Origin of the sequence: Lentzea aerocolonigenes, assembly GCF_000974445.1 — a bacterium.
GTDB lineage: Bacteria > Actinomycetota > Actinomycetes > Mycobacteriales > Pseudonocardiaceae > Lentzea > Lentzea aerocolonigenes.
The window spans coordinates 16,358-31,496 of record NZ_BBOJ01000002.1; the positions used below are offsets into that span (position 1 = coordinate 16,358).

General features: G+C 68.5%; 14 protein-coding genes. 7 read left to right on the top strand and 7 right to left on the bottom strand.

Translation table 11 applies throughout. The features are described 5' to 3' along the window. Window positions 1-3: 3 nt before the first annotated feature. The 4 genes from AOM45_RS04115 to AOM45_RS04130 are packed head-to-tail and all read right to left on the bottom strand — an operon-like array spanning window position 4 to window position 4,859. Window positions 4-1,947 carry an alpha-galactosidase gene (locus AOM45_RS04115; RefSeq protein ID WP_030474112.1) on the bottom strand — a complete coding sequence of 648 codons (1,944 nt, stop codon included), beginning with the start codon at window positions 1,945-1,947 and terminating at the stop codon, window positions 4-6. After that, complete coding sequence (locus tag AOM45_RS04120; protein ID WP_059362205.1) at window positions 1,944-2,765, bottom strand: carbohydrate ABC transporter permease; 822 nt, start codon at window positions 2,763-2,765, stop codon at window positions 1,944-1,946. Before AOM45_RS04120 ends, AOM45_RS04115 begins: the two co-directional genes overlap by 4 nt. A gap of 2 nt (window positions 2,766-2,767) precedes the next feature. Continuing rightward, window positions 2,768-3,595 carry a carbohydrate ABC transporter permease gene (locus AOM45_RS04125; RefSeq protein ID WP_051784844.1) on the bottom strand — a complete coding sequence of 276 codons (828 nt, stop codon included), beginning with the start codon at window positions 3,593-3,595 and terminating at the stop codon, window positions 2,768-2,770. Window position 3,596: 1 nt separating this feature from the next. Continuing rightward, window positions 3,597-4,859, bottom strand: a complete 1,263-nt coding sequence (locus AOM45_RS04130) for an ABC transporter substrate-binding protein (RefSeq protein ID WP_030474115.1) — start codon at window positions 4,857-4,859, stop codon at window positions 3,597-3,599. A 78-nt stretch (window positions 4,860-4,937) separates the two neighbouring features. On the opposite strand from AOM45_RS04130, the gene AOM45_RS04135 reads away from it, so the two are divergent. After that, entirely contained in the window at window positions 4,938-5,624 is a 687-nt protein-coding gene (locus AOM45_RS04135; RefSeq protein WP_030474116.1) for a FadR/GntR family transcriptional regulator, read from the top strand. 555 nt (window positions 5,625-6,179) lie between these two features. On the opposite strand, the gene AOM45_RS04140 is transcribed toward AOM45_RS04135, so the two are convergent. Beyond that, window positions 6,180-7,373, bottom strand: a complete 1,194-nt coding sequence (locus tag AOM45_RS04140) for an HNH endonuclease signature motif containing protein (RefSeq protein ID WP_059362208.1) — start codon at window positions 7,371-7,373, stop codon at window positions 6,180-6,182. 540 nt (window positions 7,374-7,913) lie between these two features. Continuing rightward, window positions 7,914-8,501: an NADPH-dependent F420 reductase gene (locus AOM45_RS04145; RefSeq protein WP_030472324.1), complete on the bottom strand. Its 588-nt coding sequence runs from the start codon at window positions 8,499-8,501 to the stop codon at window positions 7,914-7,916. Between the two features lie 66 nt (window positions 8,502-8,567). Between AOM45_RS04145 and AOM45_RS04150 the strand changes: the two genes are divergently transcribed. After that, complete coding sequence (locus AOM45_RS04150) at window positions 8,568-8,936, top strand: winged helix-turn-helix transcriptional regulator (RefSeq protein WP_030472325.1); 369 nt, start codon at window positions 8,568-8,570, stop codon at window positions 8,934-8,936. Between the two features lie 91 nt (window positions 8,937-9,027). After that, complete coding sequence (locus AOM45_RS04155; RefSeq protein ID WP_156094290.1) at window positions 9,028-9,441, top strand: hypothetical protein; 414 nt, start codon at window positions 9,028-9,030, stop codon at window positions 9,439-9,441. On the opposite strand, the gene AOM45_RS04160 is transcribed toward AOM45_RS04155, so the two are convergent. Beyond that, the gene (locus AOM45_RS04160; protein ID WP_236703116.1) at window positions 9,442-10,449 is read right to left on the bottom strand and encodes a LacI family DNA-binding transcriptional regulator; all 1,008 of its coding nucleotides are present in this window, start codon (window positions 10,447-10,449) and stop codon (window positions 9,442-9,444) included. It abuts the gene before it with no gap. A 134-nt stretch (window positions 10,450-10,583) separates the two neighbouring features. On the opposite strand from AOM45_RS04160, the gene AOM45_RS04165 reads away from it, so the two are divergent. The 4 genes from AOM45_RS04165 to rhaS are packed head-to-tail and all read left to right on the top strand — an operon-like array spanning window position 10,584 to window position 15,139. Next, on the top strand, window positions 10,584-12,083 hold the full coding sequence (locus tag AOM45_RS04165; RefSeq protein ID WP_030472328.1) for a sugar ABC transporter ATP-binding protein: 1,500 nt from the start codon (window positions 10,584-10,586) through the stop codon (window positions 12,081-12,083). Then, window positions 12,080-13,126, top strand: a complete 1,047-nt coding sequence (locus tag AOM45_RS04170; protein WP_030472329.1) for an ABC transporter permease — start codon at window positions 12,080-12,082, stop codon at window positions 13,124-13,126. The genes AOM45_RS04165 and AOM45_RS04170 overlap by 4 nt, the downstream gene beginning before the upstream one ends. Next, entirely contained in the window at window positions 13,119-14,078 is a 960-nt protein-coding gene (locus AOM45_RS04175; protein WP_035913155.1) for an ABC transporter permease, read from the top strand. The genes AOM45_RS04170 and AOM45_RS04175 overlap by 8 nt, the downstream gene beginning before the upstream one ends. Continuing rightward, on the top strand, window positions 14,075-15,139 hold the full coding sequence (rhaS, locus tag AOM45_RS04180; RefSeq protein ID WP_030472331.1) for a rhamnose ABC transporter substrate-binding protein: 1,065 nt from the start codon (window positions 14,075-14,077) through the stop codon (window positions 15,137-15,139). Before AOM45_RS04175 ends, rhaS begins: the two co-directional genes overlap by 4 nt.

Below are 15,139 nucleotides of genomic sequence, written 5' to 3' on the forward strand. Positions count from 1 at the left end.
CGCTCAGCACGGCCGCAGGCCCACCACTTCCGCGTCGTTCGACGCCGACCAGCCGAACGGCAGGCCCACGTGAGTCAGGTGCGCGGCCGAATACACCTCGCCGCTCTCGTCCGCATAGGACTTGGCCGTGAGCCCCTTCAGCTTCACGCGTGACGACTGGCCGGGAACCACCGGGACACCCGTCAGCGGCCCGGTGTTCCAGGCCAGCACGACCACCCGATCCCCGGTCGAGTACTGGATGGCGTCGTTCAGCAGGTGCACCTCACCGCCGTGCACGACGTCCCGGATGTCCTTGTAGCGGGCGATCAGCACGGCGGCCTCCTCACGTTCCTCACGCGTCCAGCGGCGCACGTCCGCGCCGATGCCGAGCACACCCGCCATCGCGAGCACGAACCGGAACTTCAGCGACCGCGGCCGGGCGTCGAACGTGCCGGGCGCGTCGGTGACCCACGACGACATCAGGTGCGGGGCGTGCATGTGCAGGAACCCGTGCTGGATCTTCAACCGGTCGAGCGGCGCGGTGTTGTCGCTGGGCCACACGACGTCGACACGAGCGGTGGTGGCGAGATCGGTCCGGCCTCCCCCGCCCGCGCAGCCCTCGACCAGCACGTGCGGGTGTTTCTCCCGCAAGTGGTCGAGGACGCGCCAGTAGTTGCGGACGTGCGCGTTGTCGAGCTCACCGGCGCGTTCGGTGGCGGGACGGTTCAGGTCCCACTTCAGGTAGCTGATCCGGTAGTCGGTCAGCAGCCGGTCCAGAGTGGACACCACGAACTCGTGCACCTCGGGCAGGCCGAGGTTGAGCAGCAGCTGGTTGCGGATCAGCGTCGGCTCACGGCCCTCGGTCCGGTACACCCAGTCCGGGTGCTCGGCGTACAGCTGCGACTTGGGGCTCACGCACTCCGGTTCGACCCACAGCCCGAACTCCAGGCCCATTGCGCGCACATCGGTGACGAACGCACCGAAGTCCGGTGATTCCGGGTACCAGTCGCCCAGCCCGCCGGTGTCGTCGTGCCGACCGGCGAACCAGCCGTCGTCGACCACGAACAGCTCGACCCCGAGGTCGGCGGCGATGCGGGCCAGCTCCCGTTGCCTCGGCAGCGCGACCTCGAACCCCGTTGCCTCCCACGAGTTGTAGAGCACGGGTTTGTGAACAGGCCTGGAGCGCAGGCGGTCGTAGGCGTGCCAGACGCGCGCCAGGCCGTCCGTCGAGTACGCCAGAGCCAGTTCGGGGGTCGTGAACGTCTCCCCCGGCCCGACGACGACCGGACCGAGCATCCCGGCGCGCACACGCGTGAGCCCGGAAGGCTCGACCTCAGCCGTGATCTCCCAGGAACCGGACCACGCCAGCGACACGCCCCACGTGTCGTCCACGGACAGCCACGGCGCGTAGTTGTGTCCGGGAACGCCGTAGGAGCTGCCGATCCGGAACCCGCCCGCGGGCAGGTCCACGTGGTCCAGCTGGAACTCGCGCGCCCACTCGCCGTGCAGGAAGGACAACCGCGGGGTGCGCACCGGCAGCGTGACGCCCGCCGACCCGATCCTGTCGAGCCGCAGCGGCTCGTCGCGGGTGTTGGTCAGCTCGACCCACCGCGCCAGCACGTCGACATCGGTCTCGGGCCGGTAGCAGAGCACGGCGCGGATGCCGGCGACCTCGTCCACGAACGCCAGCCGCAGCACGCCACCGGTCTCGGTGGCGCCGTCGAAGGCGAACCACGAGTCACCGGCCAGTTCGAGGTCGGCGCCGGTGAACGGCCGTTGCCCGCGCGGCACGTACTCGACCGGCGCCGCGTCCGCCTCGGTGATGAAGTGGATCTCGCCGAGGTTCTTCAGCGGCGACGGCCCGCACTCCACGCCGTGCGGGCCCCACGCCACCAGTTCCGCCCACCGGCCGCCGGGTTCGACGGCCACCGTGTACGAGGTGGTGGCCATCTCGAGCGTCCACGTCATTTCACCGCTCCCACCGCGAGTCCGGAGATGAAGTGCCGCTGGAACCGCAGGAACACCGCCACGGTCGGGATCGCGGCGATCACCGAGCCGGCCGCGATCACGTTCCAGTTCGACACGTACTGGCCCTGCAACGCGAGCAGCGCGGGCGTCACCGGCATGACGGAGGACGACCGCAGCACCGTGATCGCCCACAGCAGGTCGTTGAAGATCCAGGTGAACGCCAGTGCCGCGAGAGCTGCCAGCGCCGGCCTGGTCATCGGCAGCACGATCCGCCAGAAGATCTGCACGGGCCCGGCGCCGTCGATGGTGGCCGCCTCCTGCACCTCGTTCGGCATGGCGCGCATGAAGCCCTGCAGCACGAACGTGTAGAAGCCCAGGCCGAACCCGACCTGCACGACGATCAACGCGACGAGCGTGTCGTAGATCCCGAGCAGCTCGGTCAGCTTCGACACCGGCACCAGCAGGATCTGCGGCGGCAACAGGTTTCCCGCGAGCATCAGCAGGATGATCGAGCGCCGGCCGGGGATCTCGAAGCGGCTCAACGCGTACGCCGCCGCCGAACTCAGCGCGAGCGACAGGAACACCGTCGGGACCGTCACGAGGACGCTGTTCCACATCGCTCGAGCGCCACCGTTGGTCCACGCCTCGCCGAACCCGGCGAACGTGAACGACTGCGGTGTCGAAGCCAGCCCGTGAGCCGCGATGTCGTCGAACGAGCGGACTGCGGTGATCAGCACCGCCACGATCGGCAGCAACCACAGGAAGGACACTGTGCCCGCCACGGCGTGGAAGACGCGGCCAGAAGTGCTGCTGGACATCTTCAGTTCTCCCGGAACGCGCGGACGAGGTAGGTCACGATCACGCCGAACGCCAGCACGAAGATCACGACCGCGAGCGCACTCGCGTACCCGAGCTTCAGCGACTGGAACGCGGTCGCGTACATGTACGTGCTGAGCAGCTCGGAAGAGTGGTAGGGCCCGCCGCGCGTCATCGACCACACCACGTCGAACGACCGCAGCGAGTCGATCACGATCACCGACAGCACGACCGAGTTCACCGACCGCAGCTGCGGCCACGTGACGTGCTGGAACTTCTGCCAGGCCGTGGCACCGTCCAAAGTGGCCGCTTCGTAGAGCCCCGGGTCAATGCCTTTGAGCCCGGCCAGGTACAGCACCATCACGTACCCGACCTGCCGCCACAGCGCCGGAACCAGCACGGCGTACAGCGCGGTGTCCGGGTCGGCGAGCGGTGACGAGTCGAAGAGACCGCCGGGCTGGTAGAGCACCTGCCAGATCAACGAGGTGGCGACCAGCGAGAACACCACCGGCACGAACAACGCCGCCCGGTACACCCCGACGCCGCGTCGTTCCTTCTGCAGCAACACCGCCAGCCCGAGACCACCGACCGCGGACAGCCCGCCGAACAGCACGAGCCAGATCGCGGTGTTGGTGACGGCAGTGTGGAAGACGGGGTCCTCGAGCATCCTGGCGTAGTTGCCGAGCCCGGCGAACCGGGGCGGCGAGACGCCGTCCCAGTTCGTCAGGGAGAGCCAGAACCCCTGCAGCGCGGGCCAGAAGACCCAGAACCCCTCCACCAGCAACGGGATGAGCACGAACAGGAGCAGAACAGGAGGGACCCGACGGCTCATGTCAGGACGACCACACCTGCTGCGCGGCCTTCTGCCAGTCCGCGAGGATCGTGTCCAGCTGGTCGGGCTGCTGGAGGAACTTGATAAGCGCGGCGTCCGCGGTGGGCTGCAACGCGTCGCTGGAGTCGCGGTTGAAGAACTGCGTGATCTCCGCGGCCTCCTTGAGGTGCGCGCGGCCCTTCTGCACGAGCGGCGTGCCGGAGTCCTTGGCGTTGGGGTGCGTCGGCAGGATCGTGCCGGAGGAGTTCTTGATGTAGACCTCCTGCCCCTCCGCCGAGGCCGCGTAGGTCAGGAACTCCTTGAGCTCCTTGACGTGCGGCGACTTCGAGCTGGCGAAGAACCCGTCGGTCGGCCCTTCCTCCGCCAGCGGCACCTTCGGGTCGATGATCGGGAACCGGAAGAAGTCGATGTCGTCGAGAGCGTCCTTCGGTGCCGCGTCGGCGAAGAACGCGCCGGTGAGCAGCATGCCCGTGCGACCCTGCAGCAACGCGGTCGTGGCCTCCTGGAAGCCGATCGCGGTGCCGTTGGGATCGGTGTAGGGCAACACTTCCCGCCACGGCGTGAAGATCGCCTTCACCTTGGGATCGTCGAAGCGCTGCTTGCCGGCGAGCAGCTCGCGGTGGAACGGCGCGCCGTTGATCCGGATGTTGAAGTAGTCGAACCAGCTCGACGCCGTCCACGGCGAGTCGGAGCCCGCGCCCATGCCGAGCGGGATGACACCCTTCGACTGGAGCGTCTGGCAGAGCGCGACGAACTCCTGCCACGTCTTCGGCGGGGTGACGCCCCACTTCTGGAAGTTCGACCTGCGGTAGAAGAAGCTCCACCAGTAGTACGTCGTCGGCACGAAAACCCTGCCGCTCAACGTCTTGAACGCCTGCGGGTAGTCGCCCATGGTCTGCCAGACGTCGCTGACGTCGAGCAGCAGCCCTTTCTCCTCGTACCCCTTGAGCAGCGAGCCGGGGTACCAGGTGAAGAGGTCGGGCGGGTTAGCCGAGGTGAGGTAGCTCGGCAGCTGGGTGCGGAAGGTCTCGGACGCCACGGTGTTGACCGAGGCCTGCGAACCTTTCCTGTCGTTGAACGCCTTGACCAGTGCCTCGATCGCCGCCTTCGCCGCGGGCGCCGAGAGGTTCGACTGGATCGTGGCCGTGCCCGCCGTCTGAGCGACCGGGCCGGAGGACGCCGAGGTGGCGCAGGATGCCGTGCCGCTGACCAGCAACCCGGCTCCCGCGGCGGCGGTGACGCGGAGGAAGTGACGCCTGTCCATGGCGGACAAGACTGCGCTTTGGGCATGATCAAGTCAAGAATAATTCATAATTTATGATGTGCCGTATGATCCCGGTCCATGAGCGAGAAGCGGCTGCGTGGCGTGCACGGCCAGACCGTCGAAGCGCTGGCGGGCCGGATCCTGGCCGGCGAGATCGCCGAGGGCGACACCCTCGACCTCCCGGCACTGCGCGAGGAACTCGACGTGTCGCTGACGGCGTTGCGCGAGGCCCTGAAAGTGCTGTCGGCCAAGGGCATCATCGACGCCAGGCAGAAACGCGGCACCTTCGTGCAGCCGCGCTCGTCGTGGAACCTCCTCGACACCGACGTGATGCGCTGGCAGACCCAGGCAGGCGCCGACCACGGCCTGTTCGACGAACTAACCGAGATGCGCGTGATCGTAGAACCCGCCGCAGCCCGCCTGGCCGCCGAACGCGCGTCCGACACGGACATCGAGGCACTCTCGGCCGCACTGGACCGGATGGCCGACGCCCGCGACCTGGCCGCGACCGTCCGTGCGGACCTCGAGTTCCACCGGTTGCTGATGGCGGCCACGCACAACACGTTCCTGACGCAGGTCGAGCGGATCATCGCGATCGGGCTGGCGGAGCGGGACAAGCTGGTGCACGGGAGCGTGGACGACGACCCGGTGCCGTCGCACCGGGCGGTGCTGGACGCGATCGCGGCGCGAGACCCTGAAGGTGCTTACGAGGCGATGCGGGCGCTGGTCGACAAGTCGGGGGCGGACCTCGATCGGCTGCGCTGAAGCCGCCTTGAGAGTCAGCCTCCAGTATTCGGACTTCGACTGGGCAGCGTGGTCGCGGTTGTGCCGATGGTTGCGTGGGTCGTATGACGAGCCGGGTCATTTCATCGCCGCTTCGCGACGATTGCGATTGGCGCTTGACTTCGGGGCCCTTGCGAGGCGCTGTGTCGGGCGGAAAAGGTCGGATGCTCCGCACCCGCCCGATCCGAAAAGGCTAGCACCTCGCACCCAAAGTCAAGCCCCAATCGCAAGCGTGCGTGGTCCCGTTTGTTGTTCGGCTCGCCTCATTACCGCTTGCCCGATGACGCATAGCCCTGTCCGGCTCGGCTTCGCCATCGCGGTTGTCGGGTGCTCAGCTTCGCCGTCGACAGCGGTTCAGCGGGAGAGGCGGTTGTGGTTTGCCGTGGCCACTTTGCCGTCGCCGTCGCGGAATTGTCGACGCGCGACAGAATGGCCCGACGCGACAATGAGAAAGCCATAGCCCATCCAGCCATCGGCCAGGCAGCATTGATCTGCCCGCTAGTCGTGGCGGGCGGCATCGCTGTGCCTGCCTGACGGTCAGGCGATGTTGATCGGGTTGCGTCTCGGCTTTTGTTGGGGGTCGAGCCAGTCAGGTGCATAGAAGGTCGGTATCCCGTTGACCAGCTTGACGTCCCACTTGCTCTGGTGGACGAGTGTGTGGTGGTGGCGGCAGAGCAGCACGGCGTTGTCGACGGAGGTGTCGCCGCCGTTGGCCCAGTGTCGGATGTGGTGGGCGTCGCAGTGTCTGGGTGGTCTACCGCAGCCCGGAAACGCGCAACCCCGATCCCTCGCGACCAGGGTCCGTCGGATTCCGGCGGGGAAGGTGCGGGTCTTGCGGCCGATGTCCATCGGCTGGCCCTGGCTGCCCAGCAGCAGCGGGATGATGCCCGCGTTGCAGGCCAGCTGCCGCACCTGCTCGGCGGGGATGTGATCGCCGTTGTCCAACATGCCCTGACCCACCTGGTTGGCGAGGTCCTCGTGCCGCATCGTCACAGTCAGCGTGACCGGCTCGCCGCCGTGTTCGGGCAGCTGGTCGGCGCGCAGCATCAAGTCGACCAGCTCGGCCAGGGCGTCGCCCTCGCGTTCGGAGCGGCTGCGCGCGTCTGGGCCCTGGCCGGTGTCCGGACGGGGCTTGGCCAGCGGATCCAGCAGCGCCTCGTACTTCGCACCGGTGACCTTGTCCAGCTTCGCCCGGATCTCCAGCCGCCCGTTCTTCCACTGCATCAAGTGCTGATTGCCCGGCGGCACGGGCTCGGGATCACGCGGCTCCGGGTCGTTCTGGAAGAGGCTGTACGCGAGCTTCTTGCCCAGGGTGCGGACCGTGTGAGGCTCGAAGTCGCGGGCGTAGCCCACCACGTCGGCTTCGCGGTCGGCGGGCACGGTCTTCATCACCGCCGCGACCGCCGCGACGTGGTCGACCGACAGCGCGCCCTCGGCCACCGCCTCCGCCGTGAGCGGAAGCTTAGGAGCGAGCTCACTGCCGGTCGGGGTGATCTCATTCGTCAGCAGCGCGGCAGTGTCGATCCACCGCTTGGCGACGTGAATGTCCCAGCGGACGACGTGCCGCAACACCTTCGGCAAATCCTTGTAGCCGAGCTCGCTCGCGGCTCCGCGCCGATCCAATTCGGCGACGATCTGCAACGCGGCATTCTCACGGACCCGGATTTCCGTCACCTCGTCGACGAGACTGCGGAGCAGCTCGTCGGTGGAGAGGAGGCGGGTTTCGATCACGTGTTCTAATCTACCGCAAGATCACGAACGAATAACGGGCAAAGCCGCACACGATCGGGTGAACCAGCGATGGCGAAGCCGAGCCGAACCGGGCAATGCGAACGCAGGCAAGCGGTAATGAGGTGGGCCGAACAACAAACGCAACCACGCACGCGTGCGATTGGGGCTTGACTTTGGGAGCGAGGTGCTAGCCTTTTCGGATCGGGCGGGTGCGGAGCATCCGACCTTTTCCACCCGACACAGCGCCTCGCAAGGGCCCCGAAGTCAAGCCCCAATCGCAATCGTCGCGAAGCGGCGATGAAATGACCCGGCTCGCCATACGACCCAGCCGACCACGCTGGAACGAGACCAAAACCAGCAAAAGGTGACCCCTCCGCTGGAACCCGCGCCGAACCACGAAACCCGACCCGCGCACGCTCCAAACACAAGCCGGCCACGCAACCCAATCTTCCGCGAGCAGCCGACGGAGCGCCCCCACGCGAGCGCCCCTCCCGGCATGGACGTTCTGCCGCGCACCCCCGCCCAACGATCCGCGACTGATCAGTCCGGTACGGCGAACGCGGCCTCCAGCGGCGGCAACACGGCACGTGCGTCGACACCCGAGAACCACAGCCCCACCACGAACGCCGACATCGCCTCCAGGTACCGGGCCCGGTTCAGCCCACCGGCGCGGACGGGCTCCGCTTTCAGGTCGCGGACGAGTTCCTCGACCTGGGCGAGCGCGTCGGCGTCGTCGCCGCACAGCGGAACGGCGAGTCGTCGTCCCTCGAACACCCGCTCCTCCGCCTGCCACACCTCGGCCGCGCAGAGGTTGAACGCCTTCACGACTCGCGCACCCGGCGCCAGCCTCGCGACCCGTTCCGCGACGGCGTCCTCCCCCAGCACCATGTTCCCGTCGTCCGGCTCGAAGGCGTTCGTGCAGTCGATCAGCGTTTTCCCGGTGAAGTCGGCCTGTGTCAACACTTCCGCCAACGCCGGCACTGGCACGGCCAGCAGCACGACGTCGCCGAACTCCGCGGCGGCACGGATCGAATCCCGCCTGCCGTACCGGATGTCGTGCCCGGCGGTGGACCAGCCGCCGCCCAGTGCTCGTGCCATCTGCCCGGCGCCGATGATTCCCATTCGCATGCCGCCGACGATAGGAAGTTCGAAAGGCACCCTCGGGTGCGCAACGGCGCTGGCAGGCTGTACGGCGTGATCGAACAGAGGGATCTGGGGCCGTACGGCGACTTCGAGGCCGACTGCCCGGCGCGGATCGCGGTCGACCTCTTCGGCAACTCCTGGCTGACGGTGATCGTCTACACGCTGCGCGACGGGCCGATGCGCCCCGGTGACCTGCGTGCCGCGATCGGCCACATCAGCCAGAAGATGCTGACGCAGACGTTGCGGCGCATGGAGAACATGGCTCTCGTGGAACGTCGCCGGTACGCCGAGGCACCGCCGCGCGTCGAGTACTCGCTGACCGAGGCCGGACGGGACCTGCTGGTGCCGATCTTCGCTCTCGGCGCCTGGACCGAGCGGCACGGGGACTCAGTCCGCAATGCGATGTTCGGCGAGATCTGAATTCGCTTGGCCCCTCGCGTCGTTGATCAGGGCGTGGCTAATGTCGTCTCGCGGCCGCATTCGACTTTCCACGACAACGAGGTGAAAAAACGTGCGTGCAATTTCGACGTTGGTGCTGACCGCGGCCGCGCTGGCCGCCACGGCACTACCCGCGGCGGCGACCCCGCCCGTCGAGGCCGCTGTCGTTCTCCAGGCCCAGGGACGGCTGGAGGCGCGGGGTGCCGCTGTCACCGTGCCGACGCGGGTGAAGTGCCAGAACGGCGCTTCCGGGTCGCTGTGGGTGCAGGTCACGCAGAACGTGCGCGGCGAGCTCGCGGTCGGCGAGAAGTACATGCCGACCGTTCCGTGCACCGGTGACTTCCACAAGGTGGACGTCACCGTGGTGTCGCGGACGAAGGCGTTCCGGCCGGGTGTCGCATTCACGACCGCGACGCTGAACGTCTATCTTCCGCCGGACAATTCGACGGCGTTCGACGAAGCGCGGGAAATGACGCTCGTCCGCTAGTCAGCGTTTGACGGCACTGGACGCGCGGACCACGAGTTCCGGTTTGAACTTCACGTGCCGGTGCTCGTGGTCCGGATCGTTCTCCGACAGCAGCAGCTGGGCGGCGGTGCGGCCCAGCTGTTCGCGCGGCTGGCGCACCGACGTCAGCGGCACGGCGGCGGCCGCGGCGAACTCGATGTCGTCGTAGCCCACCACGGCAAGATCGTCCGGCACGCGCAGCCCCTGCTGGGTCATCGACTGCAGCAGGCCGAGCGCGAGCAGGTCGTTGGCGCAGAACGCCGCCGTGGGACGACGCGAGGAGGGCAGGCCGACGAGCCTCTCCCCCGCGCCGCGGCCTTCCGCCACCTGCAGGCCCTTCGTCTCCAGCACCGTGAGCGCGTCGGCGGGTAGTCCGGCGTTCGCCAGCGCGCGCAACGCCCCGTCGCGACGGTCGCGCACCTGCTGTATCGACAGCGGGCCGCCGACCATCGCGATGCGGGTGTGACCGCTCTCGATCAGGTGGGTCACCGCGAGCTCGCCCCCGAGCACGTCGTCGACGGCGACCGAGCAGTGCGCTCCGTTCGTCGTCTCGCGGTCGACCAGGACGACGGGGGTGCCGCGCTCGGCGAACTGGGCGCTCTCGGCGTCGACGGGGGTGATCAGGATGCCCTCGACGCGCTGCTCGTGCAGCAGCTCCAGGTACTCGCGCTCACGGCCGCCGTCCGACGCGCTGTTGCACAGGAACAGCGCGAGACCCGCTTCCCGCGCCGCGTCCTCGACCCCGCGCGCCACGTCCGTGAAGAACGGGTTCGCCGCGTCGAGCACGACGTAGGCGAGCACCCGGCTGCGGCCCGCTCTGAGCTGGCGCGCCGACTCGTTGCGCACGAAGCCGAGCTCCTCGATCGCGGCCAGGACCCGCTGGCGCGTGGCGGGCGCGACGACCTCCGGCCTGTTCAGCACGTTCGAGACGGTCGCGTTCGAGACGCCGGCGTGCTGCGCGACGTCGCGGATGCCCACTGACGGCTTCACGGGCGACTCCCTGACGGACCTTTGTTGAAACGTGACAACGAATCGTACCCCGTGTCCCTTGACATGTCGGCGTAACGCACCCAGAGTGCACGTAACTCAGCCGTTAAAACGTTTCAACATCGAGGAGACGGAACGTGGACGGACCTCCCGTGGTGGCTCTGGACGAGGTGAGCAAGTCCTTCGGCGCCGTCCGCGCGCTGTCCGGGGTGTCGCTGCGGTTGCTGCCCGGCGAGGCCCACGCGCTGCTCGGCGAGAACGGCGCCGGCAAGTCGACGCTGATCAAGACGCTGGCCGGGGTGCACCGGCCGGACGCGGGCCAGGTGCTCGTCGACGGTTCCGCGCAGAGGTTCTCCGGACCGGCCGACGCGCTGGCCGCGGGCATCGCGATCATCTACCAGGAGCCGACGCTGTTCGGTGACCTCACGGTCGCCGAGAACGTCTTCATGGGACGCCAGCCGCTCGGGTTCGGCCGCCGCATCGACGTCGCCGAGATGAACTCCCGCACGTCGGAACTGTTCGCCCGCCTGGGTGTGAAGCTCGACCCCGCCCGGCCGGCGCGCGGACTGTCCATTGCGGACCAGCAGCTGGTCGAGATCGCGAAGGCGCTGTCGTTCGACGCCCGCGTGATCGTCATGGACGAGCCGACGGCGGCGTTGTCGGCGCACGAGGTCCAGCGGCTCTTCGGTGTGGTCAAGGCGTTGCGCGACCAGAACGCCGCGGTCCTGTTCGTCTCGCACCGGCTCGACGAGGTGTTCGCGTTGTGCCAGCGCGCGACCGTGCTGCGCGACGGCGAGTTCGTCTGGTCCGGCGAGCTCTCCGGTGAGACGCCGGACTCCCTGGTGCGCCGGATGGTCGGCCGCGAGCTGTCGCAGCTCTTCCCCAAGGAGGACACGACCGCCGGTGACGTGCTGCTCTCGGTGCGGCGCCTCACCCGCGAGGGCGTGTTCACCGACGTCTCCTTCGACGTCCGCGCGGGCGAGATCGTCGCGCTGTCCGGACTGGTGGGCGCCGGCCGGAGCGAGGTCGCGCGGGCGGTGTTCGGCATCGACCGGCCCGACGGTGGATCCGTGCACGTGCGCGGCAAGAAGCTCAAGTACGGCTCCCCCACCGCCGCGATGGCCGCGGGCATCGGGTTCGTGCCGGAGGACCGCCGTCAGCAGGGACTCGTGATGGACGCGTCGATCGAACGCAACACCGCACTGGCCTCGCTGGGACGGCTGTCGACGTTCGGGCTGCTGCGCAGGAGCTCCGAACGCGCCCTGGCCCAGGACTGGGCGGTCAAGCTGCGGCTGAAGTTCGCGAAGCTGAGCGACCCCGTCGGCGTGCTGTCGGGCGGCAACCAGCAGAAGGTCGTGCTCGCGAAGTGGCTGGCGCGCAAGCCCTCCGTGCTGATCGTCGACGAACCGACGCGCGGCATCGACGTGGGGACCAAGGCCGAGGTGCACCGGTTGCTGTCGGAGCTGGCCGGACAGGGCGTCGCGGTGCTGATGATCTCGTCGGAGCTGCCGGAGGTCCTCGGGATGGCCGATCGGGTGCTGGTGATGCACGAGGGCCGGTTGGTGGAGGAACTGTCGCGGGCGGACGCGACCGAGGAGCGGGTGGCGATGGCCGCCGCCGGGCAGGTGGCGCGATGACCACCCAACTCGACACCGTCGCACCTCCGGCCGCCCGCCGCACCGCCGCCCGCCGCCTCACCACCCGAGTCGGTCGCGTCCGCGAGCTCGGCATCGTCGTCGCCCTCGCCCTGGTCGTCATCCCGACGGCGATCGTGAACCCGAGGTTCGTCCAGCCCCAGAGCCTGCGCGACCTCCTCCTGAACGCCTCGATCGTCGCCCTCCTCGCGGTTGGCCAGACGCTCGTGGTCATCACCCGCAACGTCGACCTGTCCGTGGGTTCGGTCCTCGGCCTGTCGGCTTTCCTGACCGCGCAACAGTTCGCCGACCACCCCGGCACGCCGGTCATCGCGGGCATCGGGTTCGGCATCGCGGTCGGCCTGGCGTGCGGCCTGCTCAACGGACTGCTCGTGGCCCTGGGCAACGTCCCCAGCCTCGTCGTCACCCTCGGCACCCTCTACGTGTTCCGCGGCATCGACTACGCCCTCGCCCAGGGCAGGCAGGTCAACGCCGCGAACCTGCCGGACGCGCTGCTCGACCTCGGCAGCGCACGGATCGTCGGCATCCCGATCCTCGTGCTCGTCACGGTCGTCGTGATCGCGGTCGCCGCCGTCTACCTCCGTTCCTACCGGTCCGGCCGCGAGCTGTACGCGATCGGCTCCAACCCGGAGGCTGCCACCCTGGCGGGCATCCCGGTCGCCAAGCGCACGCTCACCACGTTCGTCCTTTCCGGACTCGTCGCGGGCCTTGCGGGAGCGCTGTGGGTCGCGCGGTACGGCACGGTCGACGCGGCGGCGGGCACCGGGCTGGAGCTCCAGGTCGTCGCGGCGGTCGTGGTCGGCGGTGTGGCGATCTTCGGTGGCTCCGGAACCGTTGCGGGAGCGACACTCGGCGCTCTCCTGCTGGGCACGATCACCAGCTGCCTGGTGGTCCTGCAGATCCCCGCGTTCTGGCAGCAGGCGATCTCGGGCGCGTTGCTGCTCAGCGCCATCACCGTCGACCGGCTCCTGGCCCTGCGCCTGGCCAAGGCCTTGCGCACCACGGAAGGGACCAGCCATGCGTAACCTCCTGCGGTGGGAGACCGCGCTGGTGTTCCTGCTGATCGTCGTGGCGCTCACCGGCCAGGTCAGCACGGACGGGTCGTTCCTGTCCGGCGGCAACCTCTTCTACCTCGGCCTCGACATCGGCGAGATCGCGCTCATCGCGCTGCCGCTGACCCTGGTGATCGTGGCGGGCGAGATCGACCTGTCCGTCGCGTCGGTGCTGGGACTGTCCAGCGCGTTGATCGGCTGGCTGTGGAACGCAGGCTGGTCGCTGGAAACCATCCTGCCCACGGTGATCGTCGTCGGTGCGCTCTGCGGTGCGGTCAACGGACTGCTGGTCACGCGGCTCGGGCTGCCCAGCCTCGCGGTCACCATCGGCACGCTCGCGCTCTACCGCGGTCTCGCGCTGGTGGTCCTCGGCGACACGGCGGTCGCGGACTTCCCTTCCAGCTACACGGAGTTCGGCACGACACCGCTGCCGGGCACCAACATCCCGTACCCGATCCTGCTCGCCGCCGTTCTCGCGGTCCTCTTCGGCATCGCACTGCACGCCAGCTCGTTCGGCCGGTCCGTCTACGCGATCGGCGCCAACGAGGAGGGCGCGCGGTTCTCCGGCATCCGGGTCAAGCGGATCAAGCTGATCCTCTTCGTGCTCGCCGGTGCGGTCGCGGCGATCGCGGGCATCGTCTACACCTTCCGCTTCTCCAGCGCCCGTGCCGACAACGGCGTCGGGCTGGAGCTGGCCGTCGTCGCCGCCGTCCTGCTCGGTGGCGTGTCCATCTTCGGCGGCAAGGGATCGCTCTTCGGCGTGCTCGCGGGCGTGCTGCTGCTGGGCGGTCTGCGCAACCTGCTGATCCTGCAGGACACCTCGACCGAGGTGCTCACCATCGTCACCGGCCTCCTGCTGCTGGTGAGCGTTCTCGCCCCTTCCATCACCCGTCGCGTCGGAACTCTGCGAAAGGCCCACACATGAACACACGTCTAGTGCTTGCCCTGGTGGTGTCCGGGGCCGTCGCGCTCACCGCCTGTGGTGGCGGCACCACGAAGGACAGCGCGGGCCAGCAGACCGGCGGCGCCACCAACTCCGCCAAGGCCGATCCCAACGCGAAGATCAAGGAAGGCCTCAAGATCACCTTCCTGCCCAAGCAGGTCAACAACCCGTACTTCACCGTGGCGCAGAAGGGCGCGGAGCAGGCGGGCACGGCGCTCAAGGCCGAGGTCAAGGCCACCGGACCGTCCGACGCCGCCGCGTCCTCGCAGGTCACCTACATCAACACGGCGGCACAGCAGCAGCAGAACGCGCTGGTGATCTCCGCGAACGACGCCAACGCCGTGGCGCCGGCGCTGAAGAGCGCGCGTTCTCAGGGCTTGAAGGTCGTCACGTTCGACTCCGACGCCGCGCCCGACGCCAGGGACGTCTTCATCAACCAGGCCACCTCGAACGAGATCGCGGCCGGCCAGGTGAAGCTGATCTCCGAGGCGATCGGCGGCTCCGGTGAGATCGCGATCCTGTCCGCGACCCCGAACGCCACCAACCAGAACGCGTGGATCGAGGTCATGAAGACCGAGCTCGCGAAGCCCGAGTACGCCGGCCTCAAGCTCGTGGAGACCGCGTACGGCAACGACGACGACCAGACGTCGTTCCAGAAGACCCAGGGTCTGCTGCAGGCGCACCCGAACCTCAAGGGCATCATCTCGCCGACCACCGTCGGCGTCGCCGCCGCCGCGCGCTACCTCAGCTCCAGCGAGTACAAGGGCAAGGTCCAGCTGACCGGTCTGGGCACGCCGAACCAGATGCGCAAGTTCGTCCAGGACGGCACGGTGAAGTCGTTCGCGCTGTGGGACCCGACCAAGCTCGGCTACCTCGCCACCTACACCGCGGCCGCGCTCGCGTCCGGCCAGATCTCCGGTGCGGAGGGCGAGAAGTACAAGGCCGGTGAGCTCGGCGACTACACGATCGGCGCCAAGGGCGAGGTCGTCCTCGGCCCGCCGACGGTGTTCACCAAGGACAACATCGACAAGTTCGACTTCTGA